The following is a 15,520-nucleotide window of genomic DNA, read 5'->3' as shown; positions in this document are numbered from 1 at the left end:
GCAAAGCGCCCGCCCCCCTTTGGGTTTGACAAAATCCAAAAGGGGGCGGGCGCTTTGTTTTGCAGATGTTTTTGCCCGGAGAACGCCGCGCTTTCAGGATGCCGCGTTTTTGTCCCGCCGGGTCATTTTAAAACGGACAGGGTGGCAGTGCAGCTGTTTTCCTCCGCCTGTTTATCCCAGATCTTATTCAGATAATAGCAGACGCGGCAGCCGTTTTTCTCCAACTGGCGGTCAAAAAGGCCGTCCGGCGTCAGTTTGCGCATAAAACAGAAGCAGCCCCTGCCGCCGGTGAGTTCCAGATGCTTTTCAAAACCGGCGGCCCGCATCGCGTCGGCAACGCTGTCCATATGGGGGCTGCGGCGGGCATAGACGGGCTTGCCGTCCCTGCTGCTGACCGTGGAACGGCGGTCCTCATAGGGGGTGTAAAACTCGGCGCCCTCGTTTGCATGCCCCTCCAGGATATATTTCAGCGTCTCATAGTAGCGGTCCACATACACGGCGTCGTGGATGCCGTTGCCCGCGCACAGCACGTCATAGGCGTTCCGGAAAGACATCCAGCGCTGCACATTGCGGAAAGAGTGCTCCACTGAGATGCGGCTGTCAAAAAAGTTGCCATTCAGCTCGTCGCCGCAGAACAGGATGCGGTTTTTGCGGTCCAAAAACTGCAGAGAACCGGTGCAGTGCTCTTCGATATTGTACACTTCCAGCTCGCGCCCCGCCAGGTTGACCACGTCGCCGTCTTTCAAAAAAACCACCGGATAGTCGTCGGGAAAATCCAGCGCCGCAAGTTCGCCAAAGGGCTGGCAGCGGCCCGCGTAGCACTTTTCCGACATATACACCACGTCGAACAGATAGTTGTTGGCGGTGTGATCAAAATGGTTGTGGGTGTTGAACAGACGGTACAGCGGCTTGTCGGACAGGGTTTGGCAGAAAGCGCGGATGTTGCCCGCGCCCGAGCCGCCGTCGATGCAGATCAGCTCGTCGTCGCCCTCCAGCACATAGGTGTAGTCGCCGTCGCTGAGTACCTGCCAGGTGCCCGGGGCGATCTGCTTGGCCTTGAAATAGGGCTCGCTCATCGGGCGGATATCGCCCTCTTCGTCCTCGATGAGGATGTCCTGCAGGCAGGAATGGTCGATGGGTTCCATGTTCTTCTTCCAGCGCATAGTATAAACCTCCTGTTGATTCTTTTGTGGTTTGTGAGACGGCCTCAGCGCACGCCCTTTTGCAGGATGATACAGCCGTAGGGCTCGGTCTCGCCGGTGGCGACCACCGCGAAAGATCCCCGCGCGATATCATAAAATGCAAAGCGGTCCATCAGGGTGATGTTCTGCGCGGCCTGCGGCTCGTATTTCTGAATGACCTCCTGATATTTGAGGGTCATCGGGGCGGGCGCAAAGCCGCCTCCCTGCGCTTCTCCCAGCGCGAACACGCAGCTGTCCACCCAGGTGTCCAGCGGCATCAGCTGCAGGATGGCGTCTACCAGCGCCAGGGACGAAACGCCGTCCGCCCGCAGCAGACGGTTTTTCTCTGCCATGGCAGCTGAGGCGAAATAGGCGTCCCCCAGCACGATCCTGTCTCCGTGTCCCATCTCGGCCAGCGTTTTCAGCAGGTCCGGGGAGAGGACCAAAGGTATCCCTTTCAGCATATTGTTCCCTTTCCGCCTTTTCGGCTCTGTTCAGACGTGCCGGTAGACCTCCACGCCCAGATAGGTGGAGAGCGCCTCTGCCAGCACATCGGCCACATGGCCGCGCACAAAGCAGACATGATGCTCATAGCCGTTTTTGCAGATGTATTTCATCAGCTCCTGCAGGTGGGGCACCCGGCAGTTGGCCACGCCGCCCTTGGTGGGGATGGGCTCGGCGCCGAACTCGCCCTCGCCCACATACATTTTCATCACGCCGCGGACGTCGTCGGTGGTCAGCCGCACAAAGGTCATCGGGCCGGGGCCCACCTGGGCCTTGCAGGCACCGAAGCATTTGTCCTGCCCCAGCGTGCTGCCCAGCACGTCCAGGCACTCGATCTCCATCTCCGGGTTCTGGAAAAAGCTTTTGGGGAAGTTGGAGCAGTGCAGTGAGATGCAGCTGTCGCGGTCGTCGCGGATGTTGTTGTTCCAGTCCATCAGCGCAGGGGCGGTGCCGGCGGCCAGCCGGGCGGCCAGCATGCTCACCGCGCCCAGCACGTCGCTTTCGCAGGCGCTGGGCTTGCCCTTTTCGCCCATCATGCTCATGGCCAGGCAGGTGGCACAGCCGTAGTTGTTCTCCACGCTGTCCCAGCACTGTACCGTGCTGGCCTGGCACTGCAGGGCATCCACATATTCCTCAATGGCCAGGCAGAGCTTTGCCTGTCTGGTGATCTTGAAGTCCTCGATATAGGAGGGGATGCTGCCATAGGCCCGGATCTCGGCCTCTTTGGCCCGCACTTTTTCGCCGTCCGGATAGTTCTGTGCGGCAAAGATGATCTCGGACATGTCCACGGTCTGCACCGAGATCTTGTGAGACTGCAGGATCTTCTCTGAATAGCGCACCGTGTTGAAAGCCACCGGCCGGGCGCCCAGCATGGCGATGCGGGCGCCGCGCAGGCCGGTCACCACGCGGCAGACTGCGGCGAATTTTTCAAGGTCCGCAGTAAATGCCGGGCTGTCGATGGCGCAGGTGTGCAGGGTGGTATCCGTAAAGGGGATGCCGCGCTGGTATAAATTGTTGCAAAGGCTGATCTTGCCGCAAAACGCGTCCCGGCGGTTGGCCATATCCAGCTTTTCAAAGTCATCGTCACAGGCCTGTACTAAAACCGGCACGTCCAGCCCGGCAAGGTCGATGGCCTCGGCCACGCCCAGCTCTTCGCCGAAATTCGGCAGCACACAGATGATGCCGCAGATCTCGTCCCGGTGCGCCTTGAACAGCTCTGCGCAGGTTTTTGCCTCGTCAAAGGTGAGCACCGCGCCGTACTGGGTGTCCTGTTCACCCACCATCACATATCCATAGCCCAGCTCATCCAGCTTGGCGCAGATCTGCTCCCGCGCGGTTTTGACGAGATGGGAGGGGAAAAAGCTGCGGGTAGTGACGATCACGCCAAAGGTCTGTTTTTTCATTGTTGTTCTGCTCCTTTATCAGTGTTGCCGCCGCCCGCCTGTCCGCAGCGGCGGCCGCCTCTCTTTGAGGCCTCAGTTCTCCTTGTTGGCATAGTTGCTCATGACCAGCGCCAGCAGCAGGATGAGACCCTTGACCACGTTGATGGCATAGTAGGGGAAAGCGAGCGCATACAGGCCGTTCTCCACCACGCCGATCAGGGCCGCGCCCACAAAGGTGCCGATGGCGTTGGGCTTGCCCCGGCCGCCCACGGCTGCGCCGATATTTACTGCGGCGATGGCCGGCATCAGAAAGGTGGAACCCGCGTTTGCGGCCACGGTGCCGGCACGGGAGACGATCAGGATGCCGCCGATGCCCGCAAAGACAGCGGTCATCATAAAGGCCAGCGTGCGGTAAAAATTCACTTTGACGCCGGACAGCCGCGCGGCCTCCGGGTTGGACCCCACCATGTACAGAAAGCGCCCGTGCTTGGTCTGTCCCTGGAACAGCTCAACGACTGCGATGCAGGCCAGCATGATAAGGATGATCAGCGGCGCCTTGCCCAGGCTGTTGAAAAGGTCGGGCACGGCGGTGAGGGTGATATCCCGCCCGGCCGGGGCCACCTTGGGGTTGATGAGCGAGCCGCCCGAGTAGGTCAGCTCGGCGCCGTCCAGAATGAACTGCATGGCCAGGGTGGCAAGAAAGGCCGGCACATGGGTCTTGATGACGAAAAAGGCGTTGATGCCGCCGATGGCCATGCAGATGACCAGGGTCAGCAGGATGGCGATCGGCATCGGGATGCCGAACCAGGCAATAAAGGTGACGCTGAGCGCTGCCGCCATGGTGGCGGTGGAGCCGATGGAGAGATCAAAGACGCCGGCTGAAAAGGCAAAGGTGGCGCCCATGGCGATGACCGCCGTGATGGAGATGGACCGCAGGATGGTCACCATGTTGGCCCAGGAGAAGAACGCCTGGGGCGCTGCGACTGAAAAGATCACAAAGGCGGCCACCATGGCAACAATGGCGCCCCAATCCATCAAAAAGCGCCCGATCTGAAAGCTTCCGGTCTTATTTTTCATCCTTGGTACCTCCCGTTGAATAGAACAGCAGCTCCGCTTCATTGGTCTTTGCGGTGATGAGTTCTTTCTGAATTTTTCCGCTGTACATCACATAGACCCGGTCGGTCAGGCCCATGATCTCCGACTGCTCGCTGGAGGCATAAATGATGCCCTTGCCCTGGCGGGCCAGTTCCACGATCAGGCGGTAGACCTCGGCTTTTGCGCCGACGTCAATGCCCTTGGTGGGCTCGTCGAAGATGTAGAGATCAGCGCCGGAGTCCAGCCACTTGCCTATGGTCACTTTCTGCTGGTTGCCGCCCGAGAGCAGACCCACCCGCTGGCGGACAGACGGGGTCTTGATCTTCAGGTCCTCCACCTTGCTCTCAGCGGCCCGGTTTTCGCTGCCGCGGTTGATGAAAGACAGCATCCGGGTGTGTTTGCCCAGTGTGGCCAGCGAGAGGTTGGTGACCACGGGTTCCCCCACCAGGATCCCCTCCTTGCGGCGCTCTTCCGGGATAAAGGCCATGCCGTTTTTCACCGCAGCGGCCGGGCTTTCGACCCGGACGGACTTGCCTCGGAGCAGAAGTTCGCCCTCCTGCCTGCCGAACGCGCCGAACAGGGTCTTGCACAGCTCGGTCTTGCCGGCCCCGACCAGGCCGGAGAGCCCCACGATCTCGCCCCGGCGCACCGTCATGTCGATGCCGGATACCCGGTGTTCCCGGTCGGCAAGACCTCTGGCCTCCAGCAGCAGCTCGCCGGTCTCCCGGCCGCTTTTGTCAATGGCCTCGTTGTAGACACGGCCCAGCATCAGCTCTACGATGGAGGGGATGGTGACGCTCTCATCCAGCTCAAAGGCCTTGATAAGGCGGCCGTCCCGCAGCACCGTGATGCTGTCGCAGATCTCAAACAGCTCATCCAGCCGGTGAGAGATGAAGATGACGCCCACGCCCTCGTCTTTCAGCTGGCGGACCAGGTCAAACAGCTTTTGGGTCTCTTTCTGGCTGAGCGGGGCGGTGGGTTCGTCCAGGATCAGGAACTTGCAGTTCCCCAGCGCCGCACGGGCAATGACCACCATCTGCTTTTGCGCCAGGGTCAGGGAGGAGACCAGCGTGTGGGTGTCCAGCGGCACGTGCAGCCGTTCCAGTACCCGGGCGGCCTCCCGGTGCAGATGCTTCCAGTTTACGACGCCGCCTTTTTTCAAGCCGTATACCAGATATTCGGTCATGATGTTCTCACCCACCGAGAGGTTTGGCACCAGGCAGGTGTCCACCTCCTGATAGACGATCTCGATGCCGAGCTTTTTTGCGTCCCCGGGGGAACGGATCTCCACCGGCTGCCCGTCAAAAACGATCTGGCCGGTATAATTTGAGTTGACGCCGGAGAGCACTTTCATCAGCGTGCTCTTGCCTGCGCCGTTGGCGCCTACCAGCGCTTTCACCCGGCCGCCCGCAAAGTCGCAGTCCACCTGCTGCAGGGCTTTGACGCCGGGGAATTCCACTGAGATGTCCTTCATGGCGATCTGGCTCATTCCGACACTCCTTTCCATGTTCTGCAACAAGATCGGGCCAACAAGCGGCGTTGACCCGATCTGCTGAAAAAGTTATTTTGCAAATTTTTCGCGCAGCGCCTTGATCTCATCGGTGTCAAAAGCGTCGGTGGAGCCAAAGTCTGCAAAGTACTTGTTCAGGGTCTGCATGGTGTCGTCCGCGTTCAGCTGGTCGCCGGAGACCTCCACAGCGTCCAGGGCATAGGTCTCCGGGGTCTCGACGCCCAGGGTCTTCAGCACGGCCAGCCGCACGTCGACCACGCCGATGACGTAGGGGTCGACGGCCGCGCAGCAGATATACTCGGGCACTTCAACAAGACGCTTGATCTCGGTGTCTGAAATGTCGATGGCGGAGAGGACGACGTCGTCGCGGCCCGCGTCGTGGATGGCGTCCACAGCGCCGTCCAGAAAGCCGGAGGAGGCGGCCCAGATGCCGTTCAGCTCTCCTGCGGGGTACTTGGTCAGGGCAGTGCTCACGGCAGTGTAGACCTGGCTGTAGGAGTCGCCGCCGGTCAGCGGATTGATGATGTCGAGGCATTCCAGCTTGCCGTCGGCCTCATACTGCTCGATCACGGCATGGCGGGTGTCAAAGGGCACGATCAGGCCCAGGGTGTTCAGCTCTAGGAACTTGACGGGCTCTGAGGCGCCTTTCTCCTTGGCTTTCTCGATCATGGCGTCCAGCGAGATGCTGGCCAGAGACTGGTCGTCCTGCGAGGTGTAGGTAACGCCCTCCACATGTTCGCCGCCGCAGTCAAAGCCCACGACCTTGATCCCTTTTTCCACCGCGCGGGAGACCAGATCGTACTGATAGCCCTCATTGGCGTGGCTGACGATCCAGATATCGTAATCCTGCTGCAGCGCCTGTTCCATCAGGTTCTGCATCTTCACATCGTCCTGGTCGGACATGAAAGTGTCCACCGTATAGCCCAAAGCCTCGCCCTCGGCGATACAGCCGGCAAAGAACTGGGTGGTGTGGTCGGAGCTGGACATGTTGCGGATGACCGCGATCTTGCCGGAGGAGCCGGCCTGGGCGCCTCCACTGGCCGCCGCGCTGCCGGCGGAGCTGCCCCCCGCCGAGGCGGACGAGCTGTCAGAGCCGCCGCAGGCGGCCAGACTGAATACCAAAGCCATTGCCAGTACCATTGCTGCTAGTTTTTTCATCTTTCTGCTCCTTTTCATTACGATAACCTTTTATATTGGGGGCCGAAGCCCTTGGGTCCATTTTATCCCAAAACCGAGCGCACTGCGCGCTGCCAGCCGGCAAGCAGCGCTTCCCGCTGCCGGGCGTCCATAGCGGGCCGGTAGGCCCGCTTTTCCAGCCGGGCCGCTGCCTCTTCTGCGGTGAACAGCCCCAGCGCCTGACCGGTCGTGAAAGCCGCCCCTGCGCCGCTCAGTTCTTCCATGCCGCCGGCAAGCACCGGCGCCTGCAGCAGATCGCTTTGAAACTGCATCAGATAACCGTCCCTGGTGGGGCCGCCGTCGGCGCACAGCGCGGCCAGCCGCCGTCCCGACGCCTGGGCCAGCGCCGCCGCCACGTCGTGGATCTGATAGGCGATGGCCTGTTCCGCAGCCCGCACCAGTTCGGCCTTGCCGGTGGTGCGGCTCATGCCGTAGAAGCTCGCCCGGGCGCCGCTGTCCCAATAGGGCGCCCCCAGGCCGCTGAAAGCGGGCACGAGATAGGTGCCGTCCTCCGGGTTGGCCTGGCGGGCCAGCGCCGCGCATTCTTTGGGGGACCCGATCAGCCGCACATCCTCGCACAGCCAGGTGATGATGGCGCCGGTGTAGTTGATGTTGCCCTCCATCACATAGTCCAGGCTGCCGCCGATCTTCCAGGCCAGAGAAGTGGCGATCCCCTCATGTACTCCCGGGAAGCGGGGCCCCACGTTCATCATCACCGAGGAGCCGGTCCCGAAAGTGCATTTGGTCTGGCCCTCCGCAAAACAGCCCTGCCCCAGCAGCGCCCCGTTGGAGTCGCCCAGCACCCCGCGGATGGGGATGGGGCGGGGGAAAATACCCTCAAAGTCGCTCTCGCCGAAAGCGGCGTCGGAATCGCAGACCTGAGGGAGCATCCGCAGCGGGACGCCGAACATGCCGCAGGCTTCCTCGCTCCAGCAGAGCTTCTGGATATCGAACAGCTGGGTGCGGGCGGCATTGGAGTGGTCGGTCAGGTGCCTCCCGGTGAGCCTGAACAGCAGCCAGCTGTCCATGGTGCCGCAGACCAGCGCTTCGTCCTGACGCGTACCGGGCAGGGTGTCCAGGATCCAGCTGACTTTGGCTGCGGACCAATAGGGGGAGAGGGGCAGACCGGTGATCTGCTGGATCCGCTGCCGCTGCGGGGCGACCCTCTCACACTGCGCCGTCGCCCGGCCGCACTGCCAGACGATGGCATTGTAGATGGGGAGCCCCGTTTTTTTGTTCCAGACCAGCACGGTCTCCCGCTGGTTGCTGATGCCGGCGCCCACCACGGCGGCCGGGGCCGCGCCGCTCTTCTGCAGCAGCTCTTCCACCGCGGCCAGGGTGTTTTTATAGATCTCCATGGGGTCGTGCTCCACCCAGCCCTGATCGGACACGATCTGGCGATGCCGGCGGTCGCAGCGGCAGACGAGTTCTCCGGCGCTGCTGAACAGCATCGCCTTGGTGCCCTGGGTGCTCTGGTCGATGGAGAGGATATATTTTTCACTCATGCCGGCATCATCTCCCGCGCGGCCCGGCAGATGCCCTCGGCGTCCAGACCGTAATAGTGGTAGACCTCGCGCTGACTGCCGGTGACGATCTCGCTGTCCGGCAGGGCCAGGCTTTTTACCGGCACCGGGCAGGCCTGCGCTGTGACCTGGCAGACCAGCGAGCCCAACCCGCCCACAATGCTGTGTTCCTCCACTGTGAGGATGCGGCCGGTCTCCCGCGCGGCCCGCAGGACCGCTTCGGCGTCCAGCGGTTTGAGGCAGTACATATCCAGCACGCGGCAGCGGATGCCCGCGCCTGCCAGCTGGTCGGCGGCGCATACCGCCTCGTAAACCGCGTCGCCGCAGGCGATGATGGTGAGGTCCCCGCCCTCGCGGACGGTCACGGCCCGGTCCATCTCAAACTGCAGTTCGCCCGCACCGTACACCTGGGGGCTGGCGCTGCGCCCCACCCGGATATAAGCGGCCTCGTCATCCCGGACAAGGTGTTCGGTGAGGCTGCGGGTCAGCTGCCAGTCGCTGGGAAGATAGACTCGCAGGCCGGGCAGCGCGCCCACAGCTGCGATATCCTGCGCGGAATGATGGCTGGAACCCAGCGCCCCATAGCTGACTCCGCCCGAAATGCCCACCAGCTTGACATTGGTGTGAGAGTACCCCACGTCGATCTTGATCTGCTCAAAGCTGCGGGCCGCCAGAAAGCTGGCGGGGGAGATCGCAAAAGGCCGTTTGCCGCTGGCCGCAAGCCCGGCGCTGATCGTGACCAGATCCTGCTCCGCGATGCCGACTTCCACGCTGTGGTCCGGATACTCGTCGAAGAACGAGGTCATGGAGCCGGAACCCCGTGAATCGCTGCAGAGCACTACGATGCCGGGCTCCCGCTGCACCTCCTCTTTCAGCACGTCGCAGATCACCTGCTTATTTGCCGGAACGCTCATCCAACTCCCTCGCTTTCTGCATCAGTTCCCCGCGGGCCTGCGCGGCCTCTTCGGCGGTGGGCACCCGGTGGTGCCAGCCGGCCCTGTTTTCCATAAAGGAGACGCCGCAGCCTTTGACCGTGTCTGCAATGATCGCCGACGGGCGGCCCTGCGTCTCTTTGGCGTGCTGTACCGCCGCCCGGATGGCGGGGATGCTGTTGCCGTCGATCTCCTGTACCTCCCAGCCGAAAAGCCGCAGTTTGCCTGCCAGGTCTCCCTGAGGCATCACGTCCTCGGTGCGGCCGCTGATCTGCAGCCCGTTGCGGTCGATAAAAGCGACCAGATGATCCAGCTTGAAATGAGGCGCGGCCATAAACGCTTCCCACACCGAACCCTCGGCCAGCTCGCCGTCACCGGTGAGCACATAAGTATAGTAGGGGCGGCCGTCCATCTGCCCGGCCAGCGCGATGCCCACGGCAGCCGGCAGCCCGTGGCCCAGCGAGCCGGAGTTCATCTCGATGCCCGGCAGCTGATTGTTGGGGTGGCCGATAAAGGGGCTGCCCAGCCGGGAGTAGGTATTGTGCAGCGCCTGCCTGTCAAAAAATCCCCGGTCCGCCAACACGCTGTAGAGCGCTTCCACCGCATGCCCCTTGCTGAGGATGAAACGGTCCCGATCGGGGTCGTCCACCCTGTCGGGCGAGATGTTCATCCCCTCATAATAGAGATAGGTGAGGATATCGATGGCGCTGAAGTCCCCTCCGATATGGCCGGTGCCGGCGCTGCAGATGAGGTCCAGGATCTCCAGCCGCAGGTCGACCGCCTTTCGCTCCAGGTTCAATGAGATCTCTCCTTTCCAAAGATTGAATAAAAAATTTTCAAAAAAATCTAAATAAATTTTGTTTACAATCGAATTATATTTCTAAAATTTAGAAAAATCAACCTAAAATACAATTTTTATTAAGAATACACAGAAAAATTAAGTATTTTTGAGGCATAGAAACCAATAAACATCTAAAAAATAAAAATAATTTAGAAAATTATTTATTTAATTATTGACAAACCCATTTTATTCCTTTATCTTTAAGTTAAGCAAATATGAAAAGTTGGAGGCCACTTATGTCTGTATCGGCAAAATCCATCGCCAGAGAACTGGGGCTCTCCCAGTCCACGGTATCCCTTGCACTGCGCAATCTGCCGGGGATCAGCGATTCCACCCGCCGCAGGGTATTGGAAAAGGCAGCGGAGATGGGCTATCAGAAGAGCGCGCTTGCAGCAGTGGAAGCGCCGCGCTTTCTTTCCCTGGTCCTCTACAAAAAGCACGGCAGTGTGCTGGCGGACACGCCTTTCTTTTCCGACCTCATCCAGGGCATCGACCAGCAGGCGAAAAAATGCGGCTATCAGGTGTTTATCACCTATTTCTATGAGAACCAAAACATCCGGGAACAGCTGGAATCCCTCAAAAAATCGCTCTGTTCCGGCATTATTCTCTTGGCGACCGAGATGCATGACCGGGATCTGCTGGCTTTTCAGTCACTGGAGATCCCGCTGGTGGCGCTGGACCGCTATTTTCCCGAGTTTGACTGCGACTGCGTGGTCATCAACAACATCTACGGCGCGAAAAAAGCGGTGCAGCACCTGATCGAGAAAGGGCACACGCGCATCGGCTATCTGCGCTCCAGTGTGGAGATCCGCAATTTCCGGGAGCGGTTTGAGGGGTACAGCAAGGGGATCCGTCTGCTGCCCCACCCGGAAGAGTCCCGCCCTTTCATCGTGCGCATTTCCCCGGTGGCCGAAGAGGCGGCGGGGGACATGGACGCGTATCTTGCGAAAAAGCCGCAGCTGCCCAGCGCCTTTTTCGCTGACAACGACAACATCGCATCCTCCTGTATGGTCTCGCTGAAAAAGGCCGGCTACCGCATCCCGGAGGACGTGTCCATCATCGGGTTTGACAATCTGCCGGTCTGCAAGGTGATGGAGCCGGCCCTCTCCACCATGTCGGTGGCAAAGGAGCAGCTTGGGGCTTATGCGGTGGATTTTTTGATCCGGCGCATCGACGGTTCGGCGGATTCACCGCTCAAGATCGAGATCAAGCCCCAACTGGTGGAGCGGGACAGCGTGAAGCAGATGTCTCCCGCCGGCGCAGAGTGAAATGCCGTGTCCGGGCGGCGCGGCGGGCGGCGGTGCAGCACAGCGGCGCAGGGGACGGCTGTCCGCGCAGGACGATGCGCAGGAAAAACGGGCGGGGCGGCAGAGAGGCGGCCGCGCGTCTGCTGAAACCGGCAGGGCCTGTCCAGTGCTGCGCAGACGGGGAGCCCCTTGTTTTTTTGCGGGATCTGTAGTATAAATAGAAAGCAAGGGCCGGTGAAGGCCCGCACAGTCCTCAGAAGAGGGCACCGCAGAATTTGTTGAGAACACGTAGGATCAGAAAAGGATTGCCATGAAGGCGGTCGATCTCCCCGGGCACAGCGCCCGCGGGGGCATTGGTCGCATTCATGGCATTTTTTATTGCGGAGCGCAGGGGAAACAAAAGGTCTCTGCGGCTGCGGCTTTTCACAGCGATGGATCTTCCGCGGTGCTCCGCACTGTTTTTTGTCTGCCATGGCCCCGGAACGGGCAGGGGAACTGGGGAAAAACAGCTTTCAGCGATCTGTGATCACCGCGCAGTAAAAGGCAGCCTGTTTTAGCGGCCCGCAGGTCCGCCGCTGCGCCGCGGCAGACGCCCCTCCAAAAGCGGTCAAAGGCTTGTTTTCACGCCCTTGCCGCGGGGGGGGTACAAAGAAATCCCGCTGGGACAAAAAGCCCACATGGTAGCCTTGTTTTCACGCCCTTGCCGCGGGGGACAAAGAACGGCCGTCCGGGCGCTCTTGGGGCGGGGAGGGGCGGAGCGGCCGCGCCTGACCGCAGAGAGGATGCATGCGCGGTAAAAACAGCTTGTTTTGACGGCCCTTCTTTTCGCCGCGCGGCAGCCGAAACGAACGCAGGCCGCCCCCGCGCACCGCCCGCTGAAAGCCGCTGCCTTTCGCCGTGCAGTGGCGGGGGCAAGTGAGGGAAAAAGCGGCGTGCGGACATTTGAGGCGTCCGCTGGGAGGCGGGCCTGTTTTTTGTATAGAGGCGGCAGCAAAGCCGCCGGAGGAGGTCTTGATGAAACTGCAGGAGTTTTTTGACCGCAACCCCAAGGCAGCGTTGGGGTTTTCCGGAGGCGTGGATTCTTCCTATCTGCTCTGCGCGGCCCTGCGCTGCGGCGCCGACGTGCGCGCCTATTATGTGAAAACGCCGTTCCAGCCGCAGTTCGAGCTGGAGGATGCGCTGCGCCTGGCAGATGGGCTGGGGGCAGCGGTGACGGTGCTGGAGCCGGACCTTTTGTGTTGCGACCAGGTGACGTCCAACCCGACCGACCGCTGCTATCACTGCAAAAAGGTGATCTTTTCCGCCCTGCGGGAACAGGCCCTGCGGGATGGGTACCAGGTCCTGATCGACGGCACCAATGCCTCGGATGATTTGGGCGACCGGCCGGGGGTGCGCGCCCTGCGGGAGCTTTCAGTGCGCTCGCCCCTGCGGGAATGCGGGCTTGAAAAAGCGGAAATACGGCGCTTGTCCCGCTGTGAGGGGCTGTTTACCTGGAATAAGCCGGCCTACGCCTGCCTTGCCACCCGCGTGCCCACGGGCAGAAGGATCACGCCCGGGCTGCTGGCGCGGGTGGAAAAGGCGGAGGACGCCCTGTTTGCCCTGGGCTTTACCGACTTCCGGGTGCGGGTGTACGGGGATGCGGCGCGGCTGCAGCTGCCGCCGGCCCAGCTGCAGCGCGCGCTGGAGCGCAGGGGAGAGATCACGGCCGCGCTGAGGCCCTATTTTTATCCAGTGCTGCTGGATATGGAGGAGAGAGGAACGAATGGATAAAAAGGAGACAAGGGCCCTGCTGGAGCAGGTGGCCCAGGGGAAATTGACGGTGGATGAGGCGGTGCTGCGGCTGAAGCGGCAGCCGTTCGAGGACCTGGGCTTTGCCAAGATCGACCACCACCGCGCCCTGCGCCAAGGGGTGGCGGAGGTGATCTACGGGGCGAGCAAAACGCCGGATCAGATCGCTGCCATCGCTGCGGCCATGCTGCGGCAGGGACAGCAGACCATCCTCATCACCCGCCTTTCCCCCGAGGCCGCCGCGCAGGTGGGCACACAGGTGAAGCTGGACTACCGCGAGATGGGCCGCATCGGCATTGTGGGCGCCCTGCCCCGCCCGGACGGGCTGGGCAGGATCGTGGTGGCCAGCGGCGGCACCAGCGACATGCCGGTAGCCGAGGAAGCCGCCCTCACCGCCGAGGCGCTGGGCAACGAGACGCTGCGGCTTTACGACGTGGGGGTCGCCGGGCTGGAACGGCTGCTGGCGCATCTGGAGGAACTGATGAGCGCCCGGGCCGTGATCGCCGTAGCGGGCATGGAGGGGGCGCTGGCCAGCGTGATCGGCGGTCTGGTGGACTGCCCCGTGGTGGCCGTGCCCACCAGCGTGGGCTACGGGGCCGCTTTCGGCGGGGTGGCGGCGCTGCTCTCGATGCTCAACTCCTGTGCCAGCGGGGTGAGCGTGGTCAATATCGATAACGGATTTGGCGCCGGATATTTTGCCAGCATGATCAACCATAGGGAGGCGTGAGGAATGAAAACACTTTATCTGGAATGCAATATGGGGGCGGCGGGCGATATGCTGATGGCCGCCCTGTTGGAACTGCACCCCGACCCGGAGGATTTTCTCAGGCGGCTGAACGCGCTGGGCATCCCCGGCGTGCAGGTGACCGCCGCGCCGTCGGTAAAATGCGGCATCCGCGGCACGCATGTCTCGGTCACCGTGCATGGACAGGAGGAAACAGCCGCGGAGCCGGCCCTGGAACTTTCCCGGGACCACCCCCACGCCTGCCGGGCGGCGGAGGGTGAACAGAGCGGACACAGCCACGACCACGGTCACGACCGCGACCACAGTCACAGCCACGACCACGGTCACGACCACGACCACAGTCACGACCACAGTCACGACCATGACCACGGTCCTGAGCATCATCACGATCATGTCCACGACCCTGAGCACGCTCACGGTCACGACCACAGCCACCCCCACGGGCATCACCACACAGGTGTGGAGGAGATCAGCCGCCTGCTTGCGGCGCTGCCCCTGTCGGAAAAAGTGCGGCGGGATGCAAAGGCGGTCTACGACCTGATCGCGGAGGCGGAGAGCTTCGCCCACGGGGTGCCGGTGCCGCAGATCCATTTCCATGAGGTGGGCACTATGGACGCGGTGGCGGATATCGTGGGGGTCTGCATGCTGATGGAAGAACTGGCCCCCGACCAGGTGCTGGCCTCCCCGGTGCATGTGGGCTGCGGCGAGGTGCGCTGCGCCCACGGCGTCCTGCCGGTGCCCGCCCCGGCCACCGCCCGCATCCTGCGCGGCGTGCCCATTTACGGGGGCGCGGTGCGCGGCGAGCTGTGCACCCCCACCGGCGCCGCGCTGCTCAAGCATTTTGTCTCCGCGTTCGGCGGTCTGCCGCCGCTGTGCATCTCGGCAGCCGGGTATGGCATGGGCCAAAAGGACTTTGAAGCGGCCAACTGCCTGCGCGCCCTGCTGGGCGAGACGGCGGACAGCGGCGAAGAGATCGTAGAGCTGCGCTGCAATCTGGACGACATGACCCCGGAGGCGCTGGGTTTTGCCCAGGAGCAGCTGTTTGCCGGCGGCGCGCTGGATGTGTACACCTGCGCCGTCGGCATGAAGAAAAACCGCCCCGGTATTTTGCTTTCCTGCATGTGCAGGGAGCAGCAGCGGGAAGCCCTGCTGCGGCTGTTGTTCCGCCACACCACCACCCTGGGGGTGCGGGAGTACCGCTGTGCCCGCTACGCGCTGCGGCGCGGGGAACGCACGCTGCAGACGGCCTACGGCCCGGTGCGGTTCAAGGACGCGCAGGGCTGGGACGTCTGCCGCTCCAAGCCGGAGTACGACGACCTGGCGCGCATCGCGCAGCAGGAGGGCTGTTCTCTGGCCGAAGCCGCCGCATTGGTGCGGCGGGCGGGTGAGATGGCAAAGGCGGAGTAGGCTGTTTTCTTCCTGGTGCGCCCGTGCTGGAGGGGGATACCAAAAGGCAGGCGGCCGGTACATTGAGTACCGGCCGCCTGCCTTTTGGTATCTCGCTCTATGGCGCGTCGCACGGTGAGCGGAGTGTATCGACCCTGTCTGAGCGATCTATCTTTCCTTGGACTGCCCGCAGGCACAAGGGCTGGATAT

At 62.0% G+C, this 15,520-nt stretch carries 13 protein-coding genes; 4 read left to right on the top strand and 9 right to left on the bottom strand.

Annotation, left to right across the window (positions count from 1 at the left end; genetic code table 11):
• Positions 1–122 precede the first annotated feature (122 nt).
• The 9 genes from H8S23_RS04420 to H8S23_RS04380 all read right to left on the bottom strand — a co-directional run bounded on the left by H8S23_RS04420 (position 123) and on the right by H8S23_RS04380 (position 10,102).
• On the bottom strand, positions 123–1,163 hold the full coding sequence (locus tag H8S23_RS04420) for an MBL fold metallo-hydrolase (protein ID WP_186887074.1): 1,041 nt from the start codon (positions 1,161–1,163) through the stop codon (positions 123–125).
• Between the two features lie 44 nt (positions 1,164–1,207).
• Positions 1,208–1,645, bottom strand: coding sequence for an RbsD/FucU family protein (locus tag H8S23_RS04415; protein ID WP_186887073.1), 438 nt, complete (start codon positions 1,643–1,645; stop codon positions 1,208–1,210).
• A 30-nt stretch (positions 1,646–1,675) separates the two neighbouring features.
• Positions 1,676–3,088, bottom strand: a complete 1,413-nt coding sequence (locus H8S23_RS04410; protein ID WP_186887072.1) for an L-fucose/L-arabinose isomerase family protein — start codon at positions 3,086–3,088, stop codon at positions 1,676–1,678.
• Between the two features lie 72 nt (positions 3,089–3,160).
• Positions 3,161–4,144 carry an ABC transporter permease gene (locus H8S23_RS04405; protein WP_186887071.1) on the bottom strand — a complete coding sequence of 328 codons (984 nt, stop codon included), beginning with the start codon at positions 4,142–4,144 and terminating at the stop codon, positions 3,161–3,163.
• A complete protein-coding gene (locus H8S23_RS04400) occupies positions 4,134–5,651 on the bottom strand; it encodes a sugar ABC transporter ATP-binding protein (RefSeq protein WP_186887070.1) in 1,518 nt (505 codons plus the stop codon). Before H8S23_RS04400 ends, H8S23_RS04405 begins: the two co-directional genes overlap by 11 nt.
• 72 nt (positions 5,652–5,723) lie before the next feature.
• A complete protein-coding gene (locus H8S23_RS04395) occupies positions 5,724–6,830 on the bottom strand; it encodes a substrate-binding domain-containing protein (protein WP_186887069.1) in 1,107 nt (368 codons plus the stop codon).
• 62 nt (positions 6,831–6,892) lie between these two features.
• Positions 6,893–8,353, bottom strand: a complete 1,461-nt coding sequence (locus H8S23_RS04390; RefSeq protein WP_186887068.1) for an FGGY-family carbohydrate kinase — start codon at positions 8,351–8,353, stop codon at positions 6,893–6,895.
• Positions 8,350–9,285, bottom strand: coding sequence for a transketolase family protein (locus tag H8S23_RS04385; RefSeq protein ID WP_186887067.1), 936 nt, complete (start codon positions 9,283–9,285; stop codon positions 8,350–8,352). Before H8S23_RS04385 ends, H8S23_RS04390 begins: the two co-directional genes overlap by 4 nt.
• Complete coding sequence (locus tag H8S23_RS04380) at positions 9,266–10,102, bottom strand: transketolase (RefSeq protein ID WP_186887066.1); 837 nt, start codon at positions 10,100–10,102, stop codon at positions 9,266–9,268. The genes H8S23_RS04385 and H8S23_RS04380 overlap by 20 nt, the downstream gene beginning before the upstream one ends.
• 278 nt (positions 10,103–10,380) lie before the next feature.
• On the opposite strand from H8S23_RS04380, the gene H8S23_RS04375 reads away from it, so the two are divergent.
• The 4 genes from H8S23_RS04375 to larC all read left to right on the top strand — a co-directional run bounded on the left by H8S23_RS04375 (position 10,381) and on the right by larC (position 15,331).
• Positions 10,381–11,412, top strand: a complete 1,032-nt coding sequence (locus tag H8S23_RS04375; RefSeq protein WP_186887065.1) for a LacI family DNA-binding transcriptional regulator — start codon at positions 10,381–10,383, stop codon at positions 11,410–11,412.
• Positions 11,413–12,405: 993 nt separating this feature from the next.
• Entirely contained in the window at positions 12,406–13,161 is a 756-nt protein-coding gene (gene larE / locus H8S23_RS04370) for an ATP-dependent sacrificial sulfur transferase LarE (RefSeq protein ID WP_186887064.1), read from the top strand.
• The gene (larB, locus tag H8S23_RS04365; protein WP_186887063.1) at positions 13,154–13,906 is read left to right on the top strand and encodes a nickel pincer cofactor biosynthesis protein LarB; all 753 of its coding nucleotides are present in this window, start codon (positions 13,154–13,156) and stop codon (positions 13,904–13,906) included. Before larE ends, larB begins: the two co-directional genes overlap by 8 nt.
• A 3-nt stretch (positions 13,907–13,909) precedes the next feature.
• Positions 13,910–15,331, top strand: coding sequence for a nickel pincer cofactor biosynthesis protein LarC (gene larC, locus H8S23_RS04360; RefSeq protein WP_186887062.1), 1,422 nt, complete (start codon positions 13,910–13,912; stop codon positions 15,329–15,331).
• Positions 15,332–15,520 lie beyond the last annotated feature (189 nt).

This window comes from Anaerofilum hominis (assembly GCF_014287275.1).
Lineage (GTDB): Bacteria > Bacillota > Clostridia > Oscillospirales > Ruminococcaceae > Pygmaiobacter > Pygmaiobacter hominis.
Note: the sequence above shows the minus strand (reverse complement) of the source record. Positions and strands in the feature narration are given on the sequence as shown.